The 23,411-nt window shown below is 59.1% G+C and carries 25 protein-coding genes; 11 read left to right on the forward strand and 14 right to left on the reverse strand.

Features of this window, described 5'->3' with window-relative positions; all coding sequences use genetic code 11:
- Positions 1 to 109 precede the first annotated feature (109 nt).
- The 3 genes from P2W41_RS12510 to P2W41_RS12520 all read right to left on the reverse strand — a co-directional run bounded on the left by P2W41_RS12510 (position 110) and on the right by P2W41_RS12520 (position 3,811).
- The gene (locus P2W41_RS12510; protein WP_404933299.1) at positions 110 to 1,987 is read right to left on the reverse strand and encodes an ABCB family ABC transporter ATP-binding protein/permease; all 1,878 of its coding nucleotides are present in this window, start codon (positions 1,985 to 1,987) and stop codon (positions 110 to 112) included.
- Positions 1,977 to 2,351, reverse strand: a complete 375-nt coding sequence (locus P2W41_RS12515; protein ID WP_404933300.1) for an ArsR/SmtB family transcription factor — start codon at positions 2,349 to 2,351, stop codon at positions 1,977 to 1,979. Before P2W41_RS12515 ends, P2W41_RS12510 begins: the two co-directional genes overlap by 11 nt.
- Before the next feature lie 65 nt (positions 2,352 to 2,416).
- The gene (locus P2W41_RS12520; protein WP_404933301.1) at positions 2,417 to 3,811 is read right to left on the reverse strand and encodes a LysM peptidoglycan-binding domain-containing protein; all 1,395 of its coding nucleotides are present in this window, start codon (positions 3,809 to 3,811) and stop codon (positions 2,417 to 2,419) included.
- Between the two features lie 233 nt (positions 3,812 to 4,044).
- Between P2W41_RS12520 and P2W41_RS12525 the strand changes: the two genes are divergently transcribed.
- A complete protein-coding gene (locus P2W41_RS12525; protein ID WP_292893540.1) occupies positions 4,045 to 4,656 on the forward strand; it encodes a TIGR00730 family Rossman fold protein in 612 nt (203 codons plus the stop codon).
- Between the two features lie 246 nt (positions 4,657 to 4,902).
- On the opposite strand, the gene rarD is transcribed toward P2W41_RS12525, so the two are convergent.
- The 5 genes from rarD to cysS all read right to left on the reverse strand — a co-directional run bounded on the left by rarD (position 4,903) and on the right by cysS (position 10,648).
- On the reverse strand, positions 4,903 to 5,838 hold the full coding sequence (gene rarD, locus P2W41_RS12530; RefSeq protein ID WP_292893537.1) for an EamA family transporter RarD: 936 nt from the start codon (positions 5,836 to 5,838) through the stop codon (positions 4,903 to 4,905).
- Between the two features lie 108 nt (positions 5,839 to 5,946).
- Positions 5,947 to 7,578: a citramalate synthase gene (gene cimA / locus P2W41_RS12535; protein ID WP_292893533.1), complete on the reverse strand. Its 1,632-nt coding sequence runs from the start codon at positions 7,576 to 7,578 to the stop codon at positions 5,947 to 5,949.
- Positions 7,575 to 8,528 (reverse strand): prolyl aminopeptidase, encoded by a 954-nt coding sequence (gene pip, locus P2W41_RS12540; protein WP_404933302.1) that lies wholly within the window; start codon positions 8,526 to 8,528, stop codon positions 7,575 to 7,577. Before pip ends, cimA begins: the two co-directional genes overlap by 4 nt.
- A complete protein-coding gene (locus tag P2W41_RS12545; RefSeq protein WP_292893527.1) occupies positions 8,521 to 9,033 on the reverse strand; it encodes a GFA family protein in 513 nt (170 codons plus the stop codon). Before P2W41_RS12545 ends, pip begins: the two co-directional genes overlap by 8 nt.
- Before the next feature lie 139 nt (positions 9,034 to 9,172).
- Positions 9,173 to 10,648: a cysteine--tRNA ligase gene (gene cysS, locus P2W41_RS12550; RefSeq protein WP_404933303.1), complete on the reverse strand. Its 1,476-nt coding sequence runs from the start codon at positions 10,646 to 10,648 to the stop codon at positions 9,173 to 9,175.
- A gap of 446 nt (positions 10,649 to 11,094) precedes the next feature.
- On the opposite strand from cysS, the gene P2W41_RS12555 reads away from it, so the two are divergent.
- Together P2W41_RS12555 and P2W41_RS12560 are read left to right on the forward strand one after the other, a co-directional pair.
- Positions 11,095 to 11,253 carry a transcriptional regulator gene (locus tag P2W41_RS12555; protein WP_141686065.1) on the forward strand — a complete coding sequence of 53 codons (159 nt, stop codon included), beginning with the start codon at positions 11,095 to 11,097 and terminating at the stop codon, positions 11,251 to 11,253.
- 195 nt (positions 11,254 to 11,448) lie between these two features.
- Complete coding sequence (locus P2W41_RS12560; protein WP_404933304.1) at positions 11,449 to 12,732, forward strand: NAD(P)/FAD-dependent oxidoreductase; 1,284 nt, start codon at positions 11,449 to 11,451, stop codon at positions 12,730 to 12,732.
- Here P2W41_RS12560 and P2W41_RS12565 read toward each other — a convergent pair.
- Positions 12,729 to 13,484, reverse strand: coding sequence for an SOS response-associated peptidase (locus tag P2W41_RS12565; RefSeq protein ID WP_404933305.1), 756 nt, complete (start codon positions 13,482 to 13,484; stop codon positions 12,729 to 12,731). The genes P2W41_RS12560 and P2W41_RS12565 overlap by 4 nt on opposite strands.
- Positions 13,485 to 13,508: 24 nt before the next feature.
- Positions 13,509 to 14,135, reverse strand: a complete 627-nt coding sequence (locus P2W41_RS12570) for a DUF2799 domain-containing protein (protein WP_404933306.1) — start codon at positions 14,133 to 14,135, stop codon at positions 13,509 to 13,511.
- Positions 14,136 to 14,201: 66 nt separating this feature from the next.
- Between P2W41_RS12570 and P2W41_RS12575 the strand changes: the two genes are divergently transcribed.
- From P2W41_RS12575 to P2W41_RS12605, 7 genes are all read left to right on the forward strand, one after another.
- Complete coding sequence (locus tag P2W41_RS12575; RefSeq protein WP_404933307.1) at positions 14,202 to 14,609, forward strand: NUDIX hydrolase; 408 nt, start codon at positions 14,202 to 14,204, stop codon at positions 14,607 to 14,609.
- Positions 14,610 to 14,749: 140 nt separating this feature from the next.
- Positions 14,750 to 15,091, forward strand: coding sequence for a TIGR02301 family protein (locus P2W41_RS12580; RefSeq protein ID WP_404933308.1), 342 nt, complete (start codon positions 14,750 to 14,752; stop codon positions 15,089 to 15,091).
- Positions 15,092 to 15,100: 9 nt separating this feature from the next.
- Complete coding sequence (locus P2W41_RS12585; protein WP_404933309.1) at positions 15,101 to 15,904, forward strand: hypothetical protein; 804 nt, start codon at positions 15,101 to 15,103, stop codon at positions 15,902 to 15,904.
- Positions 15,905 to 15,965: 61 nt separating this feature from the next.
- Positions 15,966 to 16,382 carry a hypothetical protein gene (locus tag P2W41_RS12590; RefSeq protein ID WP_292893501.1) on the forward strand — a complete coding sequence of 139 codons (417 nt, stop codon included), beginning with the start codon at positions 15,966 to 15,968 and terminating at the stop codon, positions 16,380 to 16,382.
- An 84-nt stretch (positions 16,383 to 16,466) separates the two neighbouring features.
- The gene (locus P2W41_RS12595) at positions 16,467 to 17,324 is read left to right on the forward strand and encodes a YgfZ/GcvT domain-containing protein (protein WP_404933310.1); all 858 of its coding nucleotides are present in this window, start codon (positions 16,467 to 16,469) and stop codon (positions 17,322 to 17,324) included.
- Positions 17,324 to 17,944 (forward strand): YfbR-like 5'-deoxynucleotidase, encoded by a 621-nt coding sequence (locus P2W41_RS12600; RefSeq protein ID WP_404933311.1) that lies wholly within the window; start codon positions 17,324 to 17,326, stop codon positions 17,942 to 17,944. The genes P2W41_RS12595 and P2W41_RS12600 overlap by 1 nt, the downstream gene beginning before the upstream one ends.
- Positions 17,945 to 18,197: 253 nt before the next feature.
- Positions 18,198 to 19,016: a mechanosensitive ion channel family protein gene (locus tag P2W41_RS12605; protein ID WP_292893492.1), complete on the forward strand. Its 819-nt coding sequence runs from the start codon at positions 18,198 to 18,200 to the stop codon at positions 19,014 to 19,016.
- A gap of 29 nt (positions 19,017 to 19,045) precedes the next feature.
- On the opposite strand, the gene P2W41_RS12610 is transcribed toward P2W41_RS12605, so the two are convergent.
- Together P2W41_RS12610 and P2W41_RS12615 are read right to left on the reverse strand one after the other, a co-directional pair.
- Positions 19,046 to 20,497, reverse strand: coding sequence for a RimK family protein (locus tag P2W41_RS12610; RefSeq protein WP_404933312.1), 1,452 nt, complete (start codon positions 20,495 to 20,497; stop codon positions 19,046 to 19,048).
- Positions 20,494 to 20,970: an N-acetyltransferase gene (locus P2W41_RS12615; RefSeq protein ID WP_292893486.1), complete on the reverse strand. Its 477-nt coding sequence runs from the start codon at positions 20,968 to 20,970 to the stop codon at positions 20,494 to 20,496. The genes P2W41_RS12610 and P2W41_RS12615 overlap by 4 nt, the downstream gene beginning before the upstream one ends.
- Positions 20,971 to 21,193: 223 nt before the next feature.
- Between P2W41_RS12615 and P2W41_RS12620 the strand changes: the two genes are divergently transcribed.
- On the forward strand, positions 21,194 to 22,087 hold the full coding sequence (locus P2W41_RS12620) for a mechanosensitive ion channel family protein (protein WP_404933313.1): 894 nt from the start codon (positions 21,194 to 21,196) through the stop codon (positions 22,085 to 22,087).
- Positions 22,088 to 22,096: 9 nt separating this feature from the next.
- On the opposite strand, the gene P2W41_RS12625 is transcribed toward P2W41_RS12620, so the two are convergent.
- Positions 22,097 to 22,888 carry an anti-sigma factor gene (locus P2W41_RS12625; protein WP_292893481.1) on the reverse strand — a complete coding sequence of 264 codons (792 nt, stop codon included), beginning with the start codon at positions 22,886 to 22,888 and terminating at the stop codon, positions 22,097 to 22,099.
- Positions 22,888 to 23,403, reverse strand: a complete 516-nt coding sequence (locus P2W41_RS12630) for a sigma-70 family RNA polymerase sigma factor (RefSeq protein ID WP_292893478.1) — start codon at positions 23,401 to 23,403, stop codon at positions 22,888 to 22,890. Before P2W41_RS12630 ends, P2W41_RS12625 begins: the two co-directional genes overlap by 1 nt.
- Between the last annotated feature and the right edge of the window lie 8 nt (positions 23,404 to 23,411).

A 23,411-nucleotide genomic window follows, 5' to 3' on the forward strand; every position in this document is an offset into this window, starting at 1 on the left:
CCTTGGTAACGGAATCCGGGTTCTCCCGCAACGCATCAACAGGACCGCCGGCCCGTTTCCAACACCTGCGTGTCCTTTCGATACACGTCAGCGAGCTGCGGGATGGCCACTAGTATGCTGGCTTCCGGCGAACCACGATGCCCATTTCATCGGTTTCACGCGCCTTGCGCAGGCGTTCCTCAGCCTCGGTTGCTTCGCGCTGCCTGTTCCACATTTCGGCGTACAGGCCGCCAGCCGCAAGAAGATCTCCATGGCGTCCCCGTTCGGCTATCTCTCCGCCTTTCAAAACGATGATCTCATCTGCATTGATCACGGTCGACAACCGATGCGCGATCACCAGTGTGGTCCGCCCGCGGCTGACGGTGTCGAGCGCCGTCTGTATCTCCTGCTCCGTATGCGTATCAAGGGCTGACGTGGCCTCGTCAAGCAGGAGAATGGGTGGTGCCTTGAGGATCGTGCGGGCGATGGCGACACGCTGCTTTTCACCGCCAGAAAGCTTTAGCCCGCGCTCACCGACCATCGTCTCATATCCTTCCGGCAAACTCTCGATGAACGAACCGATCTGAGCCAACTCGGCCGCCTTGCGCACCTCTTCATCGCTGGCGTCAGGCCTGCCGTACCGGATATTGTAGGCAATGGTGTCGTTGAAGAGCACCGTATCCTGTGGGACCATTCCGATAGCCGCGCGCAGACTTTCCTGCGTCACATCCTTCACATTCTGCCCGTCTATTGTGATCTCACCGCTCTGCGCATCGTAGAAGCGGAAAAGAAGGCGTGAGATGGTGGACTTCCCTGCACCGGAAGGGCCGACAACGGCGACAGTCTTTCCGGCCGGGATTTCGAAGCTGATGCCTTTGAGGATCGGCCGTTCAGGATCATAGGAAAAACGCACATTCTCGAAGCGGACGTCGCCCTCCTCAACGGTGAGTGTCTCTGCATCGGGCCTGTCGGTGACCTCAGCACGAACGTCAAGCAGATCGAACATCTGCTCGATATCGGTCAGGCCCTGCCGGATTTCGCGATAAACAAAGCCGATGAAGTTCAGAGGAATGGAAAGCTGCATCAGCATCGCGTTGATGAAAACGAAATCGCCAACCGTCTGTGTACCGCGCATCACCTCGTAGGCCGACAGCCCCATGGCGGCGGTCATGCCCAGCCCCAGAATGACGCCCTGACCGAAATTGAGCCAGCCTAGCGATGTCCAGGTGCGGGTTGCCGCATCCTCGTAGCGCGCCATGGACCGGTCGAAACGCCGGGCCTCCATCGCTTCGTTATTGAAATATTTGACCGTTTCGAAATTGAGCAGGGAATCGATGGCCTTGGTGTTGGCATCGGTATCCGAATCATTCATCTGCCGACGAATTCCGATGCGCCAGTCACTCGCTCGGATCGTGAACCAGGTATAGAGCCAGACCGTAACGGCGATGATCGCAACGTAGACCCAGCCATAGGCGAATGCGAAAATACCCGCGGCGAGAACGAACTCGAGAACCGTGGGTATCGAGTTCAGGATCGTGAAGCGGACGATCGTGTCGATACCCTTGGTGCCACGCTCGATGATGCGCGACAGCCCGCCCGTGCGCCGCTCCAGATGGAAGCGCAGCGACAACTGATGCATGTGGACAAAGGTGCGGTGGGCAAGCTGGCGTACCGCATGCTGCCCCACACTTGCAAAAAGTGCATCGCGCAACTGGTTAAAACCAAGCTGGACCACACGCACGACATTGTAAGCCACGACCAACATGATCGGTCCGGCCAGAATGGCGGGTAGGAAGCCGGGCGCCTCGCCTTCACCGGACAGGACGTTGGTGGCCCATTTGTAAAAATACGGAACAAAGACAAGAATGACCTTGGCGAGCACCAGGAAGAATGCGGCGATGACTACACGCCGTTTCAGATCCGCCCGGTGGGACGGCCACATATAGGGCCAGAGATTGCGCAAGGTCTGGAAAGTCGAGCCCTCGGCGGATACGGTTTTACTGGTCATTCGCTTCGGCCTCGTGGTTTGATTTTCTGCTTTTCTTGGCGTCGATGCAGGTCTGCGTCAGATGCGCCAGGGCTTCGGTCAGGCTTTGGAGAGCTTCTGTGTCGACCTCATAGCGCGAACTCTGACGCTGTGGACGCACATGCACGAGCCCCGCATCCACGAGCACTTTCAAGTGCTGGGAGACCGTCGACTGCGCAAGGTGAAGGTGTCTCACCACATCCTTGCAGCAACATGCATCATAGCCCGAAAGATGCTTGAGTATCTCTATGCGTGCAGGATGAGACAGCGCACTCACACCCCTCGTGATGGCGTGATGCGCGCAGCACGTGTCCGGCATAGTTCTCGGCATGGCTGAACCTTTCATCGTTCATCGGCGATATACGATGAAAGGTCTCGCGATTTCAAGGCAAAGAAAAATTTTGTTGTCGACTAATTTGCGCTGTCCGGTTTGACCGTCCGATCCTCGATAGCATCCATATCGGCGGCTTCGCCTTCCTCCGTGCTTTCAGGCACGGCAAAAACCTGCCCCGGCCAGATGCGGTCAGGGTCTTCGATCTGGTCCTGATTGGCCAGATAGAGCGTGGTGTAGCGAATGCCGCGGCCATAGACCCGGCGGGAAATATGCCAGAGGGTGTCGCCGCGACGGATGATGACAGAGCCATCCACCGGAGCGAGCTTTGGAGCCGTGGTCTCCGGATCAGCAGACGCAGTCGCCGCTGCAGCAGTCTTCTGCTCCTGCCCAGTTTTGGGCGTCTCGGTGGTCGGTAGACGGGCATCCTTGTCATCGGAGGCATCATTGCGCACGTCCGGCCCGGCATTCGGGGCAGCGACAGCCGCCACCTGCTCACCCTCCGACCTCGTGAAAGGCACGGCTGCACGGGCAATGACGCTGCGACCATCATCAGAAAGCATGTCAGCGCGCACGATATAATCACCGGTGGGCAGTTCACGGGTCGCTTCGATCAGGAAACGTCCATTGGGTGTGGTGACCGTTTCTCCCAGAAGAATCTGATTCACGTAGACACGGATCGTGCTGCCGGGTCGAGCCGCACCGGCAACGAAGACCTGGCGTCCATCAATCTCGACCGCTTCGATAAAGGGGGTTTCCGGGCTTGCCGCGGGGGGCGTAGAGGTTTGCGCGATTGTTGAAGCGGACGGCGATGGCTGCTCGGCCGCAGGCGCGGTCTCCTCCGCCGGCGGGCTCATGACCTGAGCGTTGGCTGGTGCGGGTTCGGCCTGCGGCGTTTCTACCGAGACCGCTTGCTCCTGGCCTGCTGGTGTGGCTTCGGCCTTCTCTTCCCCTTCCATCTGCGCCTTGCCCTCTTCGGGGGCTGTGGCTTCAGGCACCGTGATCAGGCGGCTGGGCGCACCCGGTTGATCGACAAGTGCAAGCACCTGTCCGGTTTCGCTGTCGGGCACTGTAACGATAGCCGTTTCAACGGATGTCGCGGCAAGGTTTTCTGGTGTCGTTGCCCGCAAAACGATCTGGTAATCCCCTGGCTTCAGAGGCTCATCAAGCACAGCCGCGAAATCGCCTGAAGGACCGCTTATCGTGGTTCCAAGAACGGTCGCTCCATTGATGATCTCGACCCGCGCATTGGGTGCAGCCTTGCCAGCGACCACCATCGATCCATTGGGCTCGACCCGCACAACGTCGAATGTCGGCGGTTCAATCTCCTGAGCAGACTTCAGAGTTTCAGAAGCCCTGTCGTCCGTCTCAGCATCGTCTGGCCCTTCCAGGCGCGCTTCCTTTGTTCCGGGGCCTGCATCCGGCTCATTCAGCTTCGCCGGGGTCGAAGATGCGTCCGGTTCGGGAGACGGCATCGATGACAGACCTGCCGGGGAAGGTTCCCGTGTTTCGAAGGCGCCCATAACATATGCGGCCCCGAGACCCGCCACGACAGCGCCGGAGAGAAAAAGAAGCCCCTTTAAAGGTGTCAAGCCCATAAACCCACGATAGTCCCTTTGTGAAACGCTGTAACGCTTTTTCGCGTAAGCGACAAGAAAAAGCCACCACCCTCTTGACCGCGGCAGCGGCCAGGACGAGCAATGGTCACATGAGCAAAATTGAGTCGGTTTGCGTTTATTGCGGATCAAGCAATGGGCGCGATGAACGTTATTTTCAGGCTGGACTCGCGCTGGGTCGCGATCTGGCAGAGGCGCGCCTCCGGCTCGTCTATGGCGCGGGAACCAGAGGCATCATGGGTGCCGTTGCCCGGGGCACGATGGACGCCGGTGGCAAGGTAACCGGCATCATTCCAAAATTCCTGATCCGCCGAGAAGCCAACGAAGTCGATCTGGCAGAGCTAGATGAACTGATCGTCACCGACGACATGCACCAACGCAAGCACACCATGTTCGAACGCTCGGATGCATTTGTCGCGCTACCCGGTGGCATTGGTACGCTGGAAGAGATTATCGAGATCATGACCTGGGCCCAGCTTGCCCGGCATGACAAACCCATGGTTTTTGCCAACATAGGTGGCTTCTGGAATCCGCTTCTCACGCTGATCGATCACATGAAGCTGGAATGCTTTGTGCATTCCGATCACCGTGTTCGTCCCATTGTGGTGGATGAGGCCCGGGACATTGTTCCCGCAATCCTAAAAGCGGCCACTGAACGCAAATCAGCCAATGGTGAGGATCAGGCGGTCATCGACCGGCTTTAACTGTCCACAGCTTTCATGCAGCCGCGCAGGATTGTCATCGCGGTGTTATGCAAACGCCGTGCCTCTGTAACACTAGACTGCTTGGCTCTCATGGCGCGGTGCATCGCATGTGAACCCAATCCGACCGCCGGGACTGTCTGCTTTCATGTTTTCCCGGTTCCGTTTGCTCCGCGCAGCCGTCCCTGACCCGCGATGTCCGCCGCACACCCCTTCCAGACATCACGGGCGTCTTTCGCCGCCCCTCATTTAGCTTTTGGGGCGGCTATTTTTTGCGCGTCGTGCATCCCGCAGCATCGACCAGCTATAAAGTGCAAGGGCTGCCCAGATCAGGGCGAACGCCACCGCCTTGACGCCTCCGAAAGGCTCCTTGAAGACAAACACGGCGATCAGGAAGATCATGGTTGGCGCGGTGTACTGCATGATGCCGATTGTTGAATAGCGCAGAAGCTTGGCGCCCATGGCAAACAGGATGAGCGGGATGGCCGTGACCGGGCCACAACCGATCAGCAGCGCGATGTCGCCCGGGCTGGACAGCGTAAAGTGTGCGCCTCCCTTTGCACCCAGCCACATGAGATAGCCGAGGGCCGGAAGAGCGAGGATCAGCACCTCCAGGAAAAAGCCCTGGCTTGGCCCGATGGGCAAAGTCTTGCGCAGAATGCCGTAGGCTGCGAAGCTGAAGGCGAGGCTGAGGGACACCCAGGGCAGACCGCCCGCATCGGTGGTGAGGATGAGAACGGCGAGGCCGGCAAGGCAAACCGCCGCGATCTGGTAACGGTTCAGACGCTCACCGAGAAAAAGCGCCGCCATGGCGATGCTGACCAGCGGGTTGATGTAATAGCCAAGCGCCGTTTCGACGGTCCGGTCGACAGCAATCGCCCACACATAGATACCCCAGTTGCACGAGATAATCGCCGCCGTCAGCGCTGCCATGAGAAGCGTACGGGGCGAACGCAATGCCTGACGGATATCGTCGGTGCGCCCCAGAAGATAAAGGATGATGGCTGCGACCGGCAGCGACCATAGAACGCGATGGGCCACCACCTCCATCGCCGGGATATGAGAAACGAGCTTCATGTAGAGAGGAAGAAAACCCCACAATCCATAAGCGGACAACGCGAAAAAGAACCCGCGCATGGCATCGTTTCGGTCCGCGCTGAGCGGCTTTTCTGCAATCTCGGACATGTGCTTTCCACGGCAGGCCCGGCGGGCGACAGGCGTTTCTACATCCTGTCACATCGCTGCGGAGCGGCGCCATCTCATTTTATTGGTCCAGCAATTGGCGCGCCTCAATCATGCAGCGTTCTCTGCAGCCTCCACCGCCTTGTCGCGGTTCTTGACCAGCTTGTAGACGATGGAGTCCATTAACGCCTGGAACGAAGCATCAATGATGTTGTCTGAAACACCGACCGTCCACCAGCGTGCGCCCGTGCCGTCGAACGATTCGATCAGAACACGCGTGATCGCCTCGGTTCCGCCATTCAGAATGCGCACCTTGTAGTCGGCCAGCGCCAGATCCGAAATTTCGGCCTGATATTTGCCAAGGTCCTTGCGCAGAGCGATGTCGAGTGCATTGACGGGGCCGTGGCCCTCCGCGACCGACATCAGCGTCTCACCGTCCACCGTCACCCGGACGACGGCCTCCGATACGGTTTTCAGTTCGCCATTCGCATCGAAGCGACGCTCCACCATGCACCGAAAACCATCCACCTTGAAGAACTCCGGCACGCGGCCGAGGGTTCGGCGCGCCAAGAGCTCGAAGCTCGCATCCGCGCCTTCATAGGCATAGCCTTGAGCCTCACGCTCCTTCACGAGCGCGATGAGCGTATCGAGCCGCGGATCGGCCTTGTCAACGGCAATACCCCGGCGCTTGAGCTCTGCGATGAAATTCGACTTCCCGCCCTGGTCGGAGACCATGACGCGGCGCGTGTTGCCAACGCTCTCCGGCGGCACGTGCTCATAAGTTGCGGGCTCCTTCAGCACGGCAGAGGCGTGGATACCGGCCTTGGTGGCAAAGGCCGATGCGCCAACATAGGGCGCCTGCGGCTCAGGAGCGCGGTTCAATAGCTCGTCAAAGCCGTGGGAAAGGCGCGCGAGATCAGCCAGCCTGTCGCCGGGAATGCCCGTCTTGAAGCGTTCCGCATAGGCGGGTTTGAGCATGAGAGTGGGCAGGATGGTCACCAGATTGGCGTTGCCACAACGTTCACCAATGCCATTGAGCGTGCCCTGGACCTGACGCACTCCAGCCTCGATGGCGGCAAGGGAATTCGCCACGGCCTGGCCCGTATCGTCATGAGCATGAATGCCCAGATGCGTGCCGGGAATGCCAGCCCCGATAACCGCACTCACGATTTCCCTAATCTCAGACGGCTGCGTGCCCCCATTGGTGTCGCACAGCACCACCCAGCGGCTGCCTGCGTCATGGGCCGCCTTCGCACAGGCCAGCGCATAGTCCGGATTGGCCTTATAGCCATCGAAAAAATGTTCGCAGTCGACCATCGTCTCCTTGCCGGCGGCAACCGACGCCTCGACCGAGGCAGTGATCGATTCCAGATTTTCCTCATTGGTGCAGCCGAGCGCGACGCGCACATGGTAATCCCAGCTCTTGGCGACAAAGCAGATCGCATCGCTCGCCGACTGAAGCAGGGCCGCAAGGCCCGGATCATTGGAGGCGGAGACACCGGCGCGCTTGGTCATGCCGAAAGCGACAAAAGCGGCATTGCCGGTGCGCTTCTTCGAAAAGAAGGCGGTATCCGTGGGGTTTGCGCCGGGATAGCCACCTTCAACATAGTCGAAGCCGAAATCGTCGAGCAGCCTTGCCACGGCGATTTTGTCCTCGACGGAAAAATCCACGCCCGGCGTCTGCTGACCATCGCGCAGCGTGGTGTCGAAAAGGTAGATGCGTTCTTTCTGTGCCATCGTCATTTGCCTGCAAACTGGTCTGTTGCCCGGATCAAGCGGTCGAGAATGCCCGGTTCTGAAAAGGCGTGCCCCGCCCCCTCAATCAAATGGAATTGCGCGTCCGGCCAGGCCTTATGCAACTGCCAGGCGTAGTGCGCCGGACACGGCATGTCGTAGCGGCCGTGAACGATAACGCCGGGGATGCCCGCGAGTTTATGCGCGTCGCGCAGAAGCTGGCCGTCTTCAAACCAGCCGCCATGGACGAAGAAGTGATTTTCGATGCGCGCGAAGGCGATGGCGAAATCCTCTTCGCCGAAATCCTCTGTGAGGCCCTGATCGGGCAACAGCGTAATGGTCTCGCCCTCCCACAAGCTCCACGCCTTTGCCGCTTCAAGCTGAACCACGCGATCGCTTGAGGTCAGGCGCTTGCGGTAGGCCGCCATCAGGTCACCGCGCTCTTCCTCCGGTATCGGAGCAATGAAACGCTCCCACTTTTCGGGGAACATCTGCGAGACGCCGAACTGGTAATACCAATCGAGTTCGGCACGGGTGAGCGTGTAGATGCCGCGCAGGATCAGTTCGGAGACGCGTTCGGGATGGGTCTCGGCATAGGCGAGCGCCAGTGTGGAGCCCCATGAGCCACCAAAGACCTGCCATTTCTCAACACCCATCAGGTTCCGCAGCCGCTCGATATCAGCAACGAGATGCCAGGTGGTATTTGCCTCGAGTTCCGCATGAGGTTTCGAACGGCCGCAACCGCGCTGGTCGAAGAGCATTACGTCGTATTTTTCCGGATTGAACGCACGTCGATGCGTCGGGGAACACCCGCCGCCCGGACCGCCATGAAGGAAGACGACTGGCTTTGCGCCACGGGTGCCCACGCGCTCCCAATAGACGGTGTGACCATCGCCCACATCCAGCATACCGCTCTCGAATGGCTCGATTTCCGGGTAGAGCGTACGTAACTCAGTCATTCTCGAAGTCTTTCCGTGCGTTTTCATGCAGCGGCCATTTGTCCGTATCGTGATCGGGATGCTGGTAGGAAACCAGGTCACGCAGAAACTCCACCGCGCCTGCGTCTTCTTCGGAGGTATAGCCCGGGAGGGCTGCGATACCGTCGGTGTAGGGAAGTTTTCCTTCCAAGCCCCACTGCACCACCGGCGCGATTTCCTCCGGGTGGTCGAAGGCGGCGATGGTGATCGCCAGCCCGTCGGGCGCCTCATAGGTAAGCGGCGTGCCGCATTGCGGGCAAAAGCCCCGCCGCACATGGCTGGACGACTGGAAGCGCCTCGGTTCGGCGCGTGTCCAGGCGAGTTTCGCGCCACGCACCGAAACCAGCGGAAGCATGATGTTGCCGCTCGCCTTCTGACACATGCGGCAATGGCAAACCGATGCCTCGCCAAGCGCGCCTTCGACATGAAAACGCACCGCCCCGCACTGGCAGCCGCCGGAATAGACAGGTTTGTTGTCGAGGCTCATCCCTGCTCTCTCCCAGGCCGACGTGTGACAGATGGCTTCGACGAACACGCTGGCGATTGGCGAAACCAGCCCCACCGTCTGGCCTCCCCTTTTGAGGAGGAGATGCCGGGCAAGACAGAGGGGGTGAACACCACCTGCCTCACCGTTTCACCTCCCATCTGGTGCGGCGTTCGCCGCTCTCCGTGTCCTTGTAGTCCATGAGCTGGACACCCTGTGCGGCAAGTTCGTCGCGGATCCGGTCGGCCTCCGAGAAGTTCTTTTGGCGCAGATGCGCAAGCCGCGCCTCGACTGCAGTCTCCACCGCACCGGTGTCGATAGACGCCTCTGACACTTTTGCCGCAAACCAATCGCTCTCACTTGCTGACAACAATCCGAGAAGAGCTGCACTTGTTTTAAGAGCCTGTCTCGCGGGGTTGCTGCCCTTCATCGCCTCGCCGCGCAACTCGTGAAGGCTGGCAATAGCAGCGGTTGTCCCCAGATCGTCGCCGAGCGCGGCGATGGTATCCGCGCAACCGATATCACCGGCTCCAATATCACCGACGGCCCGATACCAGCCGTCGAGCACCGCCTCCGCCTCTTCGAGCTTGCGCACCGAAAAGTCGATCGGCTCGCGGTAGTGCGTCATCAGCATTGCAAGACGCAAGACCTCGCCCGGCCATTTACGCCCGCCGAATTTCTCCGTTTCAAGCAACTCATGGATGGTGACGAAATTGCCCTCGGATTTGGACATCTTTCGCCCCTCCACCTGAAGGAAGCCATTGTGCATCCAGTAATGCGCCATGACATCGCGGCCATGGGCGCAGCAGGATTGCGCGATCTCGTTTTCGTGGTGCGGGAAGATCAGGTCGAGGCCGCCGCCGTGAATGTCGAACTCCTCGCCAAGATAGGCCGCCGACATGGCCGAGCACTCGATGTGCCAGCCGGGGCGGCCGCAGATGGTCATGGCCGCCCCGGCGATGGTGAAGTGTGCGTCCCATCCCGGCTCATCTGAAGAGGACTGCTTCCACAGGACAAAATCGGCCGGGTTTTTCTTGTGTGCTTCGACGGCGATGCGGGCACCGGCCTGCTGGTCTTCAAGCTTGCGCCTGGAGAGCCCGCCATAGGCCGGCATGGAGGCGGTGTCGAAAAGGATTTCTCCTTTGGCTTCATAGGCATGCCCGCGATCCATGAGAGATTGAATCAGGCTCACCATATCCGTCAGCCCGTCCGAGCGGGGCAAGACAAAATCAGTGGCGCGCGGCTCGATGGTCGGTTTCAGGCAGCCGAGGGCGGCGACATCTGCATGGTACTGGTCGGCCGTTTTCTGCGTGACTTCGCGGATCGCCTCATTGAGCGGCAAGTCCGGATAGTCGCGGCGGGCACGCGCATTGATCTTGTCGTCCACGTCGGTGATGTTGCGCACATAGGTAACGTGGTCCTCGCCATAGAGGTGGCGAAGAAGACGAAACAGGACGTCGAAGACGATGGCCGGACGTGCATTGCCGATATGGGCATAGTCATAGACAGTCGGCCCGCACACATACATGCGGACATTCTTCTCATCGATGGGGACGAAGTCCTCTTTGGCCCGCGTCAGCGTGTTGTAGACCCTGAGGCCCTTGAAACCGTTCGTCATCCTCGCCTTCCGTTTTCAACCCGTCGCCATGCTCAAGCGACACGCATATTGCGGGCATGGTTCGCACCGGCCTCTGGCCTGGGCGTTTTTCTCGTCGGGAAAGAAGGGCGAAAACGTCCGGACCAGCGGTGTGCGCTAGCCGATAATGCAAATGCCAATAATGGTGCACAGCGTTTTCATGGACTTTCTTATCGCCGCAGGCGGCAAATGCGTCAAGACTAAAAGCTGAAAGCCAAAAGGCTGGGGATCACGCTGAAACCCTGCTTCGCGGCCCGAAAGAGGTATTGCAAGCAAAATGGCAATGTGAAGGAAATGTTAAGGCTGATGCGGCAATTTTAAGAATGCGTCTTCCGACGGGGCAGTCTGTCAAGATTTTGTCGGATTTGGTCCCCATCTGCGCGGAAGGGACGACAACGCGGAACCAAGGAATAGTTATGCCCCGCGACATGAACAAGCCAGCAGAGTATACCGCCGAACAGGAAAAGCTCCTGCTAAGCCAGTATCACGCGGTTGGACCCGCAGCGATCAACGCTGCTCTGCAGTGCAAGGCCGAGAAGCCGGCACCGGCACCGAAACAATCCCCTTACGACACGCAGACCGACTGAGGTTTTGCTCTGGCGCGGCCGGAGCGGGTGACTAGGGGCAGCACGGTTTCCAGACATTGCGAGAGCGATGGCTAGGATGGTGTGCGATACATTCAATGCCGTGTCTGCATGAGATCATGCTGATTTTTCGCTTTGCTTGGCGGCGGTCAGCATGTGATCTGTCGGAACAATCTCGGTTTGCAGTGAGTCCGCTAGATGAGGAACGACCCGCTTTCCCACGGCCTGTGGGAGAAAACAGCCCCTGCCGCGCCGCAGACAACAGCCTTGACGGGCGATGTGATGACTGAGATCGCCATCGTCGGCGCTGGCTATACCGGTCTTTCCGCTGCGCTGCATCTGGCCGAAGCTGGAGCCGATGTGGTTCTGCTGGAGGCCGATGAGATCGGCTTTGGCGGCTCAGGGCGCAATGTGGGCCTCGTGAATGCCGGCATGTGGGTCATGCCCGATGACCTTCCCGGGATTCTCGGTGAAACCTATGGAGAGCGGCTGCTCAGCGTCCTTGGCGATGCACCCCGCGTCGTGTTCGATCTGGCGGCGCGACACGGCATGGACTGCGAGGCTATGCCCGTGGGCACGCTCCACTGCGCCGTTGGGGAAAGCGGTCTCAGGCAACTTGATGAGCGCGCAAGGCAATGGAAGGCGCGCGGTGCACCGGTGCGGCTTCTTGAACGCGAGGAAGCCCAAAAAAAGATCGGGAGCAACGCGTTTTCGGGCGCGTTGCTGGATGAACGAGCCGGCACGATCCAGCCGCTGGCCTATGCAAGGGGCCTCGCCCATGCGGCCGCAAACGCCGGCGCAAGGCTTCACACCGACTCCCGGGTGACGAAAGCGGAACAGAGAGGTGATAGTTGGCGGCTTGAAACTCCCAAGGGCTCGCTAACGGCCCGGCAGGTGATTGTTGCAACCAACGCCTACACCACCACGCCGTGGCCGCAGATCCGTGAGGAAATCGTCCACCTGCCCTATTTCAACTTCGCCACGCCTCCCCTGCCGCCGGCCATGCGCGAGCGGATATTGCCGGAGCGGCAGGGTGCATGGGACACGAAGCAGATACTGACCTCATTCCGGTGGGACCGGGAGGGACGTCTTGTCTTCGGAAGCGTTGGTGCCCTGAAGGGTACGGGTCAGGCCGTGCATCGTGCGTGGGCCGAACGCGCCATCGCCCGGTTGTTTCCGGAACTGAAAGGCACCCGGTTTGAGCATTGCTGGTACGGGCATATCGGTATGACCTCAGACCACCTGCCGAAGTTCCATCGCTTCGGCGACAAAGTTGTCGGCTTTTCCGGATATAACGGTCGCGGCATCGGGCCGGGTACCGTGTTCGGCAAAGCTCTGGCCGAGCTGATGCTGGGGCGCATTTCAGAGGAAGAGCTTCCCCTGCCCGTCAGCGATGTGTCGCGCCAATCGTTCCAGGGGCTGCGGGAAGGCGTCTACCGTTTCGGCGCCGAAGCCGTCCATCTCATGCGGACCATCGCTTAAAAAAGGTCGAGCTGGTCGGTGTCGTTCGCGGATTTCGTGCCAGAAGCCTTTTCGTCATGACGCTCGACCCGCTCCTGAAGGCCCGGGCCGGCATTTGCCACCTTGTTGACCCGGTCCGATACAGGCACTGCCTCGAAAAATCCGGGATCGGCCGGTTTCAGGAGATCGGCCACGTGACGCGGTTCCTGATTGAGGCAGTCCAGCCAGCGGTCGAAGTCCTCGGGCCTGATAATCACAGGCATGCGATGATGGATGCCACGTAAATCCTCATTCGCTTCCGTCGTCAGGATGGCGCCTGTATCGATCTCGGTCCCCCCGGGATCGGACCAGCTTTCCATCAACCCGGCGAAGGCGATCAGCCCGCCATCGCGAGGCCGGACCCAATATGGCTCCGCCCGCTTTGAGCCGACGCGACGCCATTCGTAGAATCCATTGGCTGGAACCAATGTCCGGCGGTGGCGCATGGCGGTACGGAACGATGCCTTTTCCGCCGCCGTTTCAGAGCGGGCATTGAATAGCAGGGAGAAGTCGTCCGGATTCTTGGCCCAGGAGGGAATGAGCCCCCAGCGAACGAGCACGCTTTGCCGTGAAGGCAGGTTGGCTCCGGGCCCCCGGGAAGGACCTGACAGGGCCATTAGAACAGGCTGCGTCGGAGCGATGTTGTAGCGCGGGGGGAACGGTTCGAAATCTGTCACGGCAAGCAGCGACTGCACCGCATCGGGTGTATCGGTGAGAGCGAAGCGACCACACATAAGCGAATATCCCCCGCCAGACCGCTAGTAGCGGCGCGCTGCCTCCTCATAGAGGTAGCGATCGTACAGGCGTTCGGCATCACGCACACGCCCCTCAGCAAAGAACAGATCCGATTCCTTCAGTGAAATCCGATTGCGCACCTTGCTACGGTCCTCGCCCTTGGCGGCATCTTCCAGATCGTCGTAAAGCTGTTCGAGTTCGCGCTTCAAGCGATCATACTCTGACCGGGCATCATGAACACGCTTGCCGACGCGGTAAGCGCTCTCGAAGCCTGGCGCAACATCCGCCGGGCAGGAATTGGCGTAACCGCTGCCGTCACGCCCGACGCTCAAACCGTTCTCGGGTGTGCAATAGCGACGGATACCGCCCTCCCAGCCAGCGCGCCAGGCAGTTTCGTCGACAGGCAAGCTGTACTTCTGACAGGCTTCGCGGTGACGCTGTACATAAGAAGGGCTCCGGCCAGCCGCGCCATCATTACGTCCGAGCTCGCTCCAGTTTACCGTTTCGCACTCGCTCTCATTCAGCGTTGCACATGCCGACAAAGACAACATGCACGCCAGACCTGCAACCAGCCATGTGCTCTGCTCCATCCGCACGATTGCCTCCCGCCAATTCACCAGCCATAACTCTGGGCCATAACTCTGGGCCATAACTTTCTGGCCACAACTCAGGCCGGACTTTTGGTGATCGAGTGGCAGTATGCAAGGGCTCTGCTTATGAAATCGGAGGAAATCCTCGCCGTTTCTGCGGCCGTCGTTCAGGAAGGCCGCGTTCTACTGGTGCGCCGTGGCCGCGCACCCGCGCGAGACCTGTATGCGTTTCCCGGCGGTCGGGTGGAGACCGGGGAAACACTGGAACAGGCAATCGCACGCGAGCTACTGGAAGAGACGGGACTGGTAATGAAGACGGCGAACCCCTATCGCGAAGTTGTGTTGCGTGACGACGACGATCAGCAAACCTTTCGATTGACCGTTTTTCGCGCCACGGTCGCGTGCGGCCCCGTTATGGCGGGCGACGATGCGAGCGAGGCTGGTTGGTATTCCTACGAAGAAGTCGCTACCATGTCACTGACCGACAGCACGCGAACGATTGTTGAAGAATTGCGACACTTTCCTGGCAGATGAATCTGCCGGGTGCCCTGCCCTCAATCTTGCCACTTTCGTGAATGTTTTGTGGTGCTCTTCCCGCAATCGCGGGCGTTTGACAGGCAGCGCCTGCTGGGAGACAACACGGCATGCGTAGTGGTTCAGTATTTTCCGGACTTATGGCGGCTCTTCTCATAGCCGCGCCTGCAACGCAGGCCAACGAGACCAGCTATGAAGCCCCTCTTCTGCGATTGGCAGAAGTGCTCGGTTCGATTCACTATCTGCGCAATCTGTGTGGGGAAGAATCTGAGACGTGGCGCGGGAAAATGGAAGAGCTTCTGGAAACAGAAGCGCCATCACCAGCACGGCGCGAAAAGTTGATTGCGAGTTTCAACCGTGGTTACAGATCCTTCGCAGGGACTTATGAAAACTGCACGGACCAGGCACTGTCAGCAATCGATCACTATATGAGCGAAGGCACGCGCATCTCCACGGAAATCGTGCAGCGCTACGGAAACTGAGACGTGACAATGACCTGGAATCTGGTGAACGTCCTAAACCCTGCAAGCCTGCGAGTTCGCAGGCGTTGGCGACACATCCTTCTAGCCGGTCTGGCAGCCTTTGGCTTGAACGCAACGTCAGGCCTCTCTGCGTACGCTCTCAGTGAGCTTCAGCAGGCTGAACCGATAGAAGAAGATCAGGCCGGATCCGACAGTGTTGAGCGCGTGCCGCTGCCGCCGCCGATCAGCTTTCCCAAGAATGACACGTCCTCTCCGGAGGGTTCTGAGCCCACAGAGGGCACCTCGCCAATTGGGGACACGCCGCTGCGCGACGTCGTGCGCCCGGATACCCAGATTGGGAAGGAGCTACCGGAGGTCCATTACGATCTGGAAGAGTTGCCAGAACCTGTCCGGCGTATGCACGGCCTGATCGTCGAAGCGGCGAAAAGCGGCGATATCGAAAATCTGCGCCCGCTGATCGGTAACGGCGACAGTGCGACACGCCTCTCGCTCGGTGGACTGGATGGGGATCCGCTTGAGTTTCTCGTCGAGCTATCCGGGGATGAAGAAGGCCAGGAGGTTTTGGCCATACTTCTGGAGGTGCTACTCGCCGGCTATGTGCATCTCGACGCAGGCACACCCCAGGAGATGTATGTCTGGCCATACTTTTTCGCCATCCCGCTCGAATCCCTCGACAAGAGGCAGAGGGTTGAACTGTTCACACTGGTGACCGCCGGCGATTATGAAGACATGAAGAGCTTTGGCGCCTACATCTTCTACCGGGTTGGCATCACGCCGGAGGGCCACTGGGCGTTTTTCGTCGCCGGGGACTGAGTTCATTCTTGCAATCCTGAGCGCTGCCCCCATATCCGCTGAAGCTTCAGGGAGGTTTGCGATGGAGGGGATAGCGCATTCGCAGAGCGGCATTGTGGCATCGCCTCAGAGCCGAGGGAGGCGTGGACGTCTTGTCCGACGTGTCATCCTCTTTCAGGTCAAGCTCATGGCTGACGGCATGCGCGATGTGGTGATGAGTCCGCTTTCGATAGCTGCCGGCCTTTTGGGACTTGTTTCGCGCAATGGCAGCGCCGAGCTCTACCTCGACCGTCTTATGCGGTTTGGCCGCGAGACGGATCACTGGATCAATCTGTTCGATCACCGAAGCGCACCGAACGATACCCCTTCCCTGGATAGAATTGCAGAACAGATTGAAGAGGCGCTTCGTCATGACTATGAAAACGGCGGCCTGAGCGCCAGAAGTGCGAGGGCGCTCGCAGAAGCAGCAGCCCGCCTGAGGGAAAAGGCTGCGCGTTGATCCCGTCCAACATTCGCGGGTTGTCGTCGGGGGCAAAGCATCCTAGCTAGAAGCGGACGACCTCCTCATCTTGCCGGACCAGCCATGCCGATCTGCCATCTCGACGAACGTGCCCTCATTCATCTGCAGGGACCCGAGGCTGAACATTTCCTCCAGAATGTGATCACAACGGACCTTTCGGCGCTCCAGAACGGCGAATGCCGCCCGGGCGCCCTGCTCATGCCGCAGGGCAAGATCCTGTTCGATTTCCTTATCTCCCGCGCCGGCAGCGACGTGTTACGCATTGAATGCCGGGCGGATGTCGCTGCAGACCTGGTGAAGCGGCTGACACTCTACAGGCTTCGCGCAAAGGTCGATATTTCCGATATAAAACAAAGATCTATCGCTGTATCATGGGAAACTGATTCCAGTCCTTCAGAAAGTGAATCAACTCCGATCGACGGACGTTTTGACAAAAACCTGAACGTTCGGCGCCACTATGGCGACACGCCTGATGCAGACAGCCACAAGATGCGCTGGGATGAACTGAGAATTGCCCATGCCGTTGCTGAAAGCGGCCGCGACTTCGCTTTGGGTGACGCCTTTCCACACGATGTGCTGTACGACCAGAATGGCGGTGTCGGGCTGAAGAAGGGCTGCTATGTCGGACAGGAAGTGGTGTCGCGGATGCACCATCGGGGTACAGCCCGCCGGCGGCTACTGACCGCAAGCGGTGCCGCGGATCTGCCTCCGCCAGGCACCGATTTGCGCGCCGACGGAAAAATCGTCGGCACCCTCGGCACCGTTGCCGGCTCCAAGGCTTTGGCTATCGTGCGGATCGATAAAGTCAAGGAGGCCATGGATGCCTCGATTCCAGTTCTGGCGGACCAGACCGCCGTGACGTTCGCTATACCGCAATGGGCGAGTTTCACCTTTCCCGTGAGTTCGGACGAGGCGGGTTGATGCCGGCGTCGCCCAAAGCCGCTCCTCCGCGCGCGTGGCAACGGATGCTTTCCGGTCGCCGCCTCGATCTTCTCGACCCGTCACCGCTCGACATCGAGATCAGCGACATTGCACATGGCCTTGCGCGCGTTGCCCGGTGGAACGGGCAGACCGAGGGTGACCACGCCTATTCTGTCGCCCAACACTCCCTTCTGGTGGAGGACATCTTCCGTCGGACAACGCCTGACGTCACACCCGAGTGCTCGATGGCGGCGCTGCTGCATGACGCTCCAGAATATGTGATCGGAGATATGATATCCCCCTTCAAGGCTACGCTGGGCGATGATTACAAGTCGGTCGAAAAACGGCTGCAGCGCGCCATCCACCTGCGTTTCACCCTGGCTCCAGATCTGCCGCAAAAGCTTAAGAAAGCGATAAAGCGCGCTGACCAGATCGCGGCATTTTATGAGGCGACGCAACTGGCAGGCTTTGGTGTCACGGAAGCCGCCAAACTTTTCGGCCGCCCACGCGGAATGTCACAGGAGGAGTTGCGGATTCAACCTCATCCCCCCAAACTGGCGCAGACAAAGTTTCTCGACCGCTTTAAAATGATAGAAGAGGCGAGAGGAGAAAAAATTTAACGTATTTGTAGTTTGTTTTTCGTATTTTAATTTAAATATTTTCCCTCATGAAATATATCTCAACGCAGTAAAATTATATTATATATATACTTTTGTAACTCAATTTTCTTTGCTAAACGCATCATTCAAACTGACGCAGTTTAACGCTTCTGATCTTCCAGATAGATCTTCTGTGCAGATGAGAACGTCGACGGGGCGGTGCTTCGGTTTCTCGAAATGGAAACCCTGAACACGCCACGGAGATGTTCGGAACATGGAAAAGCAAGCTGAACACCTTATCCACACCGCGGATGCGACGCTCGATTACATCACTGATTTCGCGCTGACTTACGGGCCCACCTTACTCGGGGCCTGCGCCCTCTTGGTGATCGGCATTATCGCCGCCAAAATGCTGGAGCGCTGGGTGCGCAACACACTCAGCAAGATCTTCTCTTTCGACGCGACTTTAACGTCATTTCTTTCTGTTCTTGCCAAATACACCGTTATGGCCCTTTCCAGCGTCGCGGCGCTGACCCAGCTTGGTGTTCCGACCGCCAGCATCATTGCCGCGCTTGGCGCTATCGGTCTCGCGGTCGGGCTCGCCCTTCAGGGAACACTTCAGAATATCGCGGCCGGCGTGATGCTTCTGATTTTGCGCCCCTTCGAGGTGGACGAGCATGTATTTGCGAACGGAATATCCGGGACCGTCAGCACGCTGGGGCTTTTTGCAACGGAATTGAATACCGACGACGGGCTGATCGTGTTCGCTCCCAACAGCACGCTTTGGAATGCGGCCATCATCAACCATTCCCGAAACAAGGCTCGCAGGCTGGAACTTCAGATTGACGTTGGCGACGGCCTAAGCCCCGAGCAGGTGCAAACAGGGCTTTTGAAAATCCTCGCTGCAGAAAAGAGCGTTTTGAAGAAGCCCGATGCCGAGACACTCTTTTCGGCTATCGATGGCGGGACCTCGCAATTGACACTTCGGTTCTGGACCAGAAGCGAGGGCTGGCAGAAATCTCGCTCAGCGCTAACCGAAGCCATCAACAAGACCCTTGGAAAGAAAGGAGTGAGTGTCTCGATCCCTGATTGAGATACCCGAAGGACGCCGAAACGAGAGCTCTACCTTTCCAGCCGGTCGATGAACCACTGTGTAAGGCTTGTCCAGACGGCGTCCTTCTCCCCAGCGTCTTCGCACCCATGGTCGAGATTGGGGTTGTCGTTGACCTCAATGACATAAACCCCTTCCGGCGTGGCCTTAAGATCGACACCGTAGAGGCCATTGCCGATGCAGCGTGCCGCGCGAACCGCGATCTCGAGCACGTCTGAGGGAGTGTCGGCCAAGGTGAAAGAGCGGAAACCTCCTTCATCCGGACGCCCCTGCCGTTCGTGGTTGACGATCTGCCAGTGTTTTTTGGCCATCAGGTACTGCACGGAAAAGAGAGGCCTCCCATCGAGTACGCCGATACGCCAGTCGAAGGACGTGGGCAGAAATTTCTGCGCGATCAGAAGATCGGAGTCCTCAAGCCACGTCGTCGCCAGAGCCTTGAGCTCCGTCATGTTCGCTGCTTTCTTCACACCGCGTGAAAAAGAGCTGTCCGGCGTCTTGAGAACCAGAGGGAAGCCTAGCAGATCGGCGGCGCGTTCGAGGTCGGCGGTGCCGGCGATCATCATTGTCGGCGGAACGGGCACCCGGTGCGTCGCCATCAATTCGTTGAGATAAACCTTGTTCGTGCAGCGGATCATCGACAGGGGGTCGTCGATAACCGGCATCCCCTCCTGCTGGGCACGCCTTGCGAACCTGTATGTGTGGTTGGAAATCGATGTCGTCTCGCGGATGAACAGGGCATCGAAGTTTGCCAGGCGCGGCAGATCCCTTTTGGTGATCGGCTCTACTTCAACTCCCATCCTTGCGGCTATGCGCGACCAATGCCTGAGCGAGGCCACGCTTGACGGTGGCAGTTCCTCTCTCGGGTCGATGAGAGTGGCGAACCCATAGCGAGCCGGTACGCGGGTGCGGCCGTCGCGCCATTGCCGGCTCGTGTAGGTGTGAAGCGATGCCGTGAAGCGTTCCTTCTCGTCCGCGTTCATTCTCGAAAGGGAACGAAACCCGATGCGCGTGATGGTGGCCCATTCGCCGTCCTTGATGACGACTTCCAGCGCGGGCGCGCGAAACCAGTCGAAAAGAAGCTTGGCGAAGCGTTCCCAGGCTTTTTCGGGCCCTATGCCGAAAAAGATGCTGACGCTTGAGGGAAAGCTTCCCCCCAATTCACCGCGGCAGCGATTCAGGGCCTGTTCCAGTTCCGGAAGGGCATTCTCGTAGAGCTTGCGCGCGGAGAGGTCGATCATGGTCTCGACCGAGGGGATCACGCGATGGCCACGGGAACTGGCAAGCAGCGAAGCATAGTAGCCGCGGCTTTGATAAGCATAGCTGGATGAGAGATTGATAACCTTGGGGCGCTGCCCGCGGAACAACGCCGGGTGGGCCAGATAGTCGCGATTGGTAATGATCTTGTAGGGTGTGGCAGTCTCGTCGAGATCGCCTTTTTTGCCAGTCAGGATGACCCAACTCATTTGGGGCCGTTCTCCATGTTCAATGCGCAGAGCGATTTCTGATAGCGCAATGCACTCATACCGTCATGATAGTAATTCTCATACTGGGCGAAGCTACGATATCCCGTCTTTTCATAAAGCCGGATGGCCGGTTTGTTGTCTGACCTCACTTCAAGCCGCATCGTATGGAACCCTCGCCGGTACGCCGCGTTCTCGACATAATGCAACAACAACGCAGCCACCCCTTTTCCGGTTTCCTCCGGGGCCACGGCTATAGAATAAAGCCGCGCGACACCACTCCTCCGGCGGGTCAGGGCCAGCGCATAGCCGAGAATCACCCCTCGCTCCCCGGCCGCGCCTACAATGGCCGTCCTGGAACCAATCAGACGCCGAAGAGAGCGCCTCGAGAGCTTGTCGCCCGAAAAGGCTGCGTTCTCAATTGCAACCAGAGTGTCGAGATCGGCAAAACCGGCGGGACGAACGTCAATCGGCATGCAAGGCTCCGGGCGAGATGCGCGCGATCACAAGCGCAGCAGAGAGATGCCGGCACCCCGATTTGCAGCACCAGGCCGGGATTGCTAGACACTCGAAACCAATCGGGCAGTTGCGACCGGTCGCCTGCCCTGCCAATCCCTCGCGCTTCAAGCGCGGCAAATGGGTTGGAACCGTCCCCTGAAGGCCGGCAACGACAAACACGGAACGGAGACATTCCCTAACATGGAAATGCAAACTGAGAACCTCATGACAGCTGCCCAGGCAGCTTTGGCCCAGGTCAGCGAATTTGCCGTATCTTACGCCTTCTCGATTCTCGGCGCCATCATTCTCATCATCGCCGGCTTTATTGTCGCGGGGATGGTGGAAAACTGGGTGCGGAGCGCGCTCGATCGCTTTCCCTCTTTCGATGTCACGCTTACCAGTTTTCTTTCAAAGATTGCACGCTACGCGGTGCTGGTTCTGGTGGGCGTCACCGTTCTGGCGCAGTTCGGCGTTCAGACCGCAAGCATTATCGCCGCTCTCGGCGCAGCTGGTCTGGCGATCGGCCTCGCCCTTCAAGGCACGCTGCAGAACGTCGCCGCCGGCATCATGCTCCTCGTTCTGAAGCCTTTCCGCGTGGGTGAATACGTGGAGGCAAGCGGCATCTCGGGGACTATCCAGACCATTGGTCTGTTTGCGACTGAGATGAAGACCGTTGATGGCCTGTACATTCTCGCGCCGAACAGTTCTCTGTGGAACACGTCCGTCACCAATTATTCTCGCAATCCGCGACGCCGCAACGACCTTGTGATCGGCATCGGTTACGATGACGATATCGACCTGGCACAGAAAACGATGCTCGAACTGGCCACGGCCGACGACCGCATTCTGAGCGATCAGGAGCCAGCCACTTTTGTGTCGGAGCTTGGAGACAGTGCCGTGAACATCACGCTGCGCTACTGGACCACGACGTCCGACTGGTGGCAGACCCGCCTCGATTTGACCAAGGCAGCCAAGAAGGCATTTGACGAAAAGGGCATTTCGATCCCCTTCCCGCAGCGGGACGTCCACTACCTTCCACTGCAGACCGAGACGCAAAACGCGTCGGGTTCGAAGAAAGGTACGACCAAGAGCTGATTGCAGTCCTCACCTACCGGCAAGCAATTGCCGGTAGGTGACGTTCGCAAGTTGCAGGAGACGCTTCTCGTCGATTGAGCCCGCCACGGTGTATGCAAACCCTTTTTCCTGCCAATAGAACGCGCGTCCGCCCTCGTCTTCGAAGAGCCTAAAGCCCGTATCCTCGCCCTTTACGCAATGGGCTACATAGAGTGAAATACGCTCACCAGCCTCATCTTCATACATCAACTGAGCGGCGGCCTTCCCCCCCGATGGCAGCAGCCGACCGCCCATGAGATCAAAGCCTTCGGCCTGCAGGTCGGGGGCGATGAGCTCGGTGCCGACCCTGTTGGAAAGCCAGCCGACCAGATGGCTGCGCTCGCTGGCGCCGACCTCGACGACATGCAGTTTTTCTGCCGCATAAACCTGGTGAGCGGCGACTGCCTCGCCGACCACATCCAACGCAGCAAGTGTCTCGCCGGTGACGAATTGTTGCCGCCCTACCCAGAAGCCGCCTGCTGCGCCAGCCACTATGCAGACAACAGCAGCAGCAACGAGGCGGCGAAGCGTCATGTGCCGAGCGCCTTTCGTCGCACGATCAACGGTTACCATATTGCCCTGCAGGCGGTGCGGCACGTCTTCGCTACTCAACTTCGCCAGTGCTTCGCGCAGGACCGCCCGATCAGACACGTAGCGTGCGCTTAAAGCTCGCATATCGGCCCTGGTTTCCAGCCAGGCCTCGTACGCCGGCAGATCCTCCCGAGGCAGTTCGCCATCGAGTGCAAGATGAATATCCCTCTCATCAAAGCTGCGACCTGTCATCACTGCACCGCCTTGAGAATGCGCCGACGCCGCGCGAGATCGAGTACTTCGCGCAGATCCTGTCGTCCGCGCGCCACACGCGACATGAGTGTTCCTGTGGGGATGTCCAAGACGTCAGCAGCCTCGGCGTAACTCATCCCCTCCACCCCGACCAAAAGTATCGCTGCGCGGCGGTCGGGACTGACCTCCTGCAATGCGTCGAGAACGTCATGAAGATCGAGAACGCCATTCTGTTCCGGTGTGCTGGCCGACGCCGGGATATCGGCGATTGAAGCCGAGGCGAGTTCGTTCCTGCGCTTGCGCGCCCGCAGACCATCAACAAAGAGGTTGTGCATCAGGGTGAACAACCATCGCCGGGGCGATGTGCCCGTCTGCCAGTTTTCAAGCCGTGAGAACGCCCGTTCCAGGCAATCCTGCACGAGATCATCAGCCGCTTCCGCATCGCGCAGCAGTGCTCGCGCGTAGCGTCGAAGCGCCGGAATCTCGCGTACAATCGCTTCCCTCTTGCCGTCCATGCACCCGC

Origin of the sequence: Nitratireductor sp. L15S-10 (assembly GCF_045011005.1) — a bacterium.
In the GTDB taxonomy this organism is placed as follows: Bacteria; Pseudomonadota; Alphaproteobacteria; order Rhizobiales; family Rhizobiaceae; genus Nitratireductor.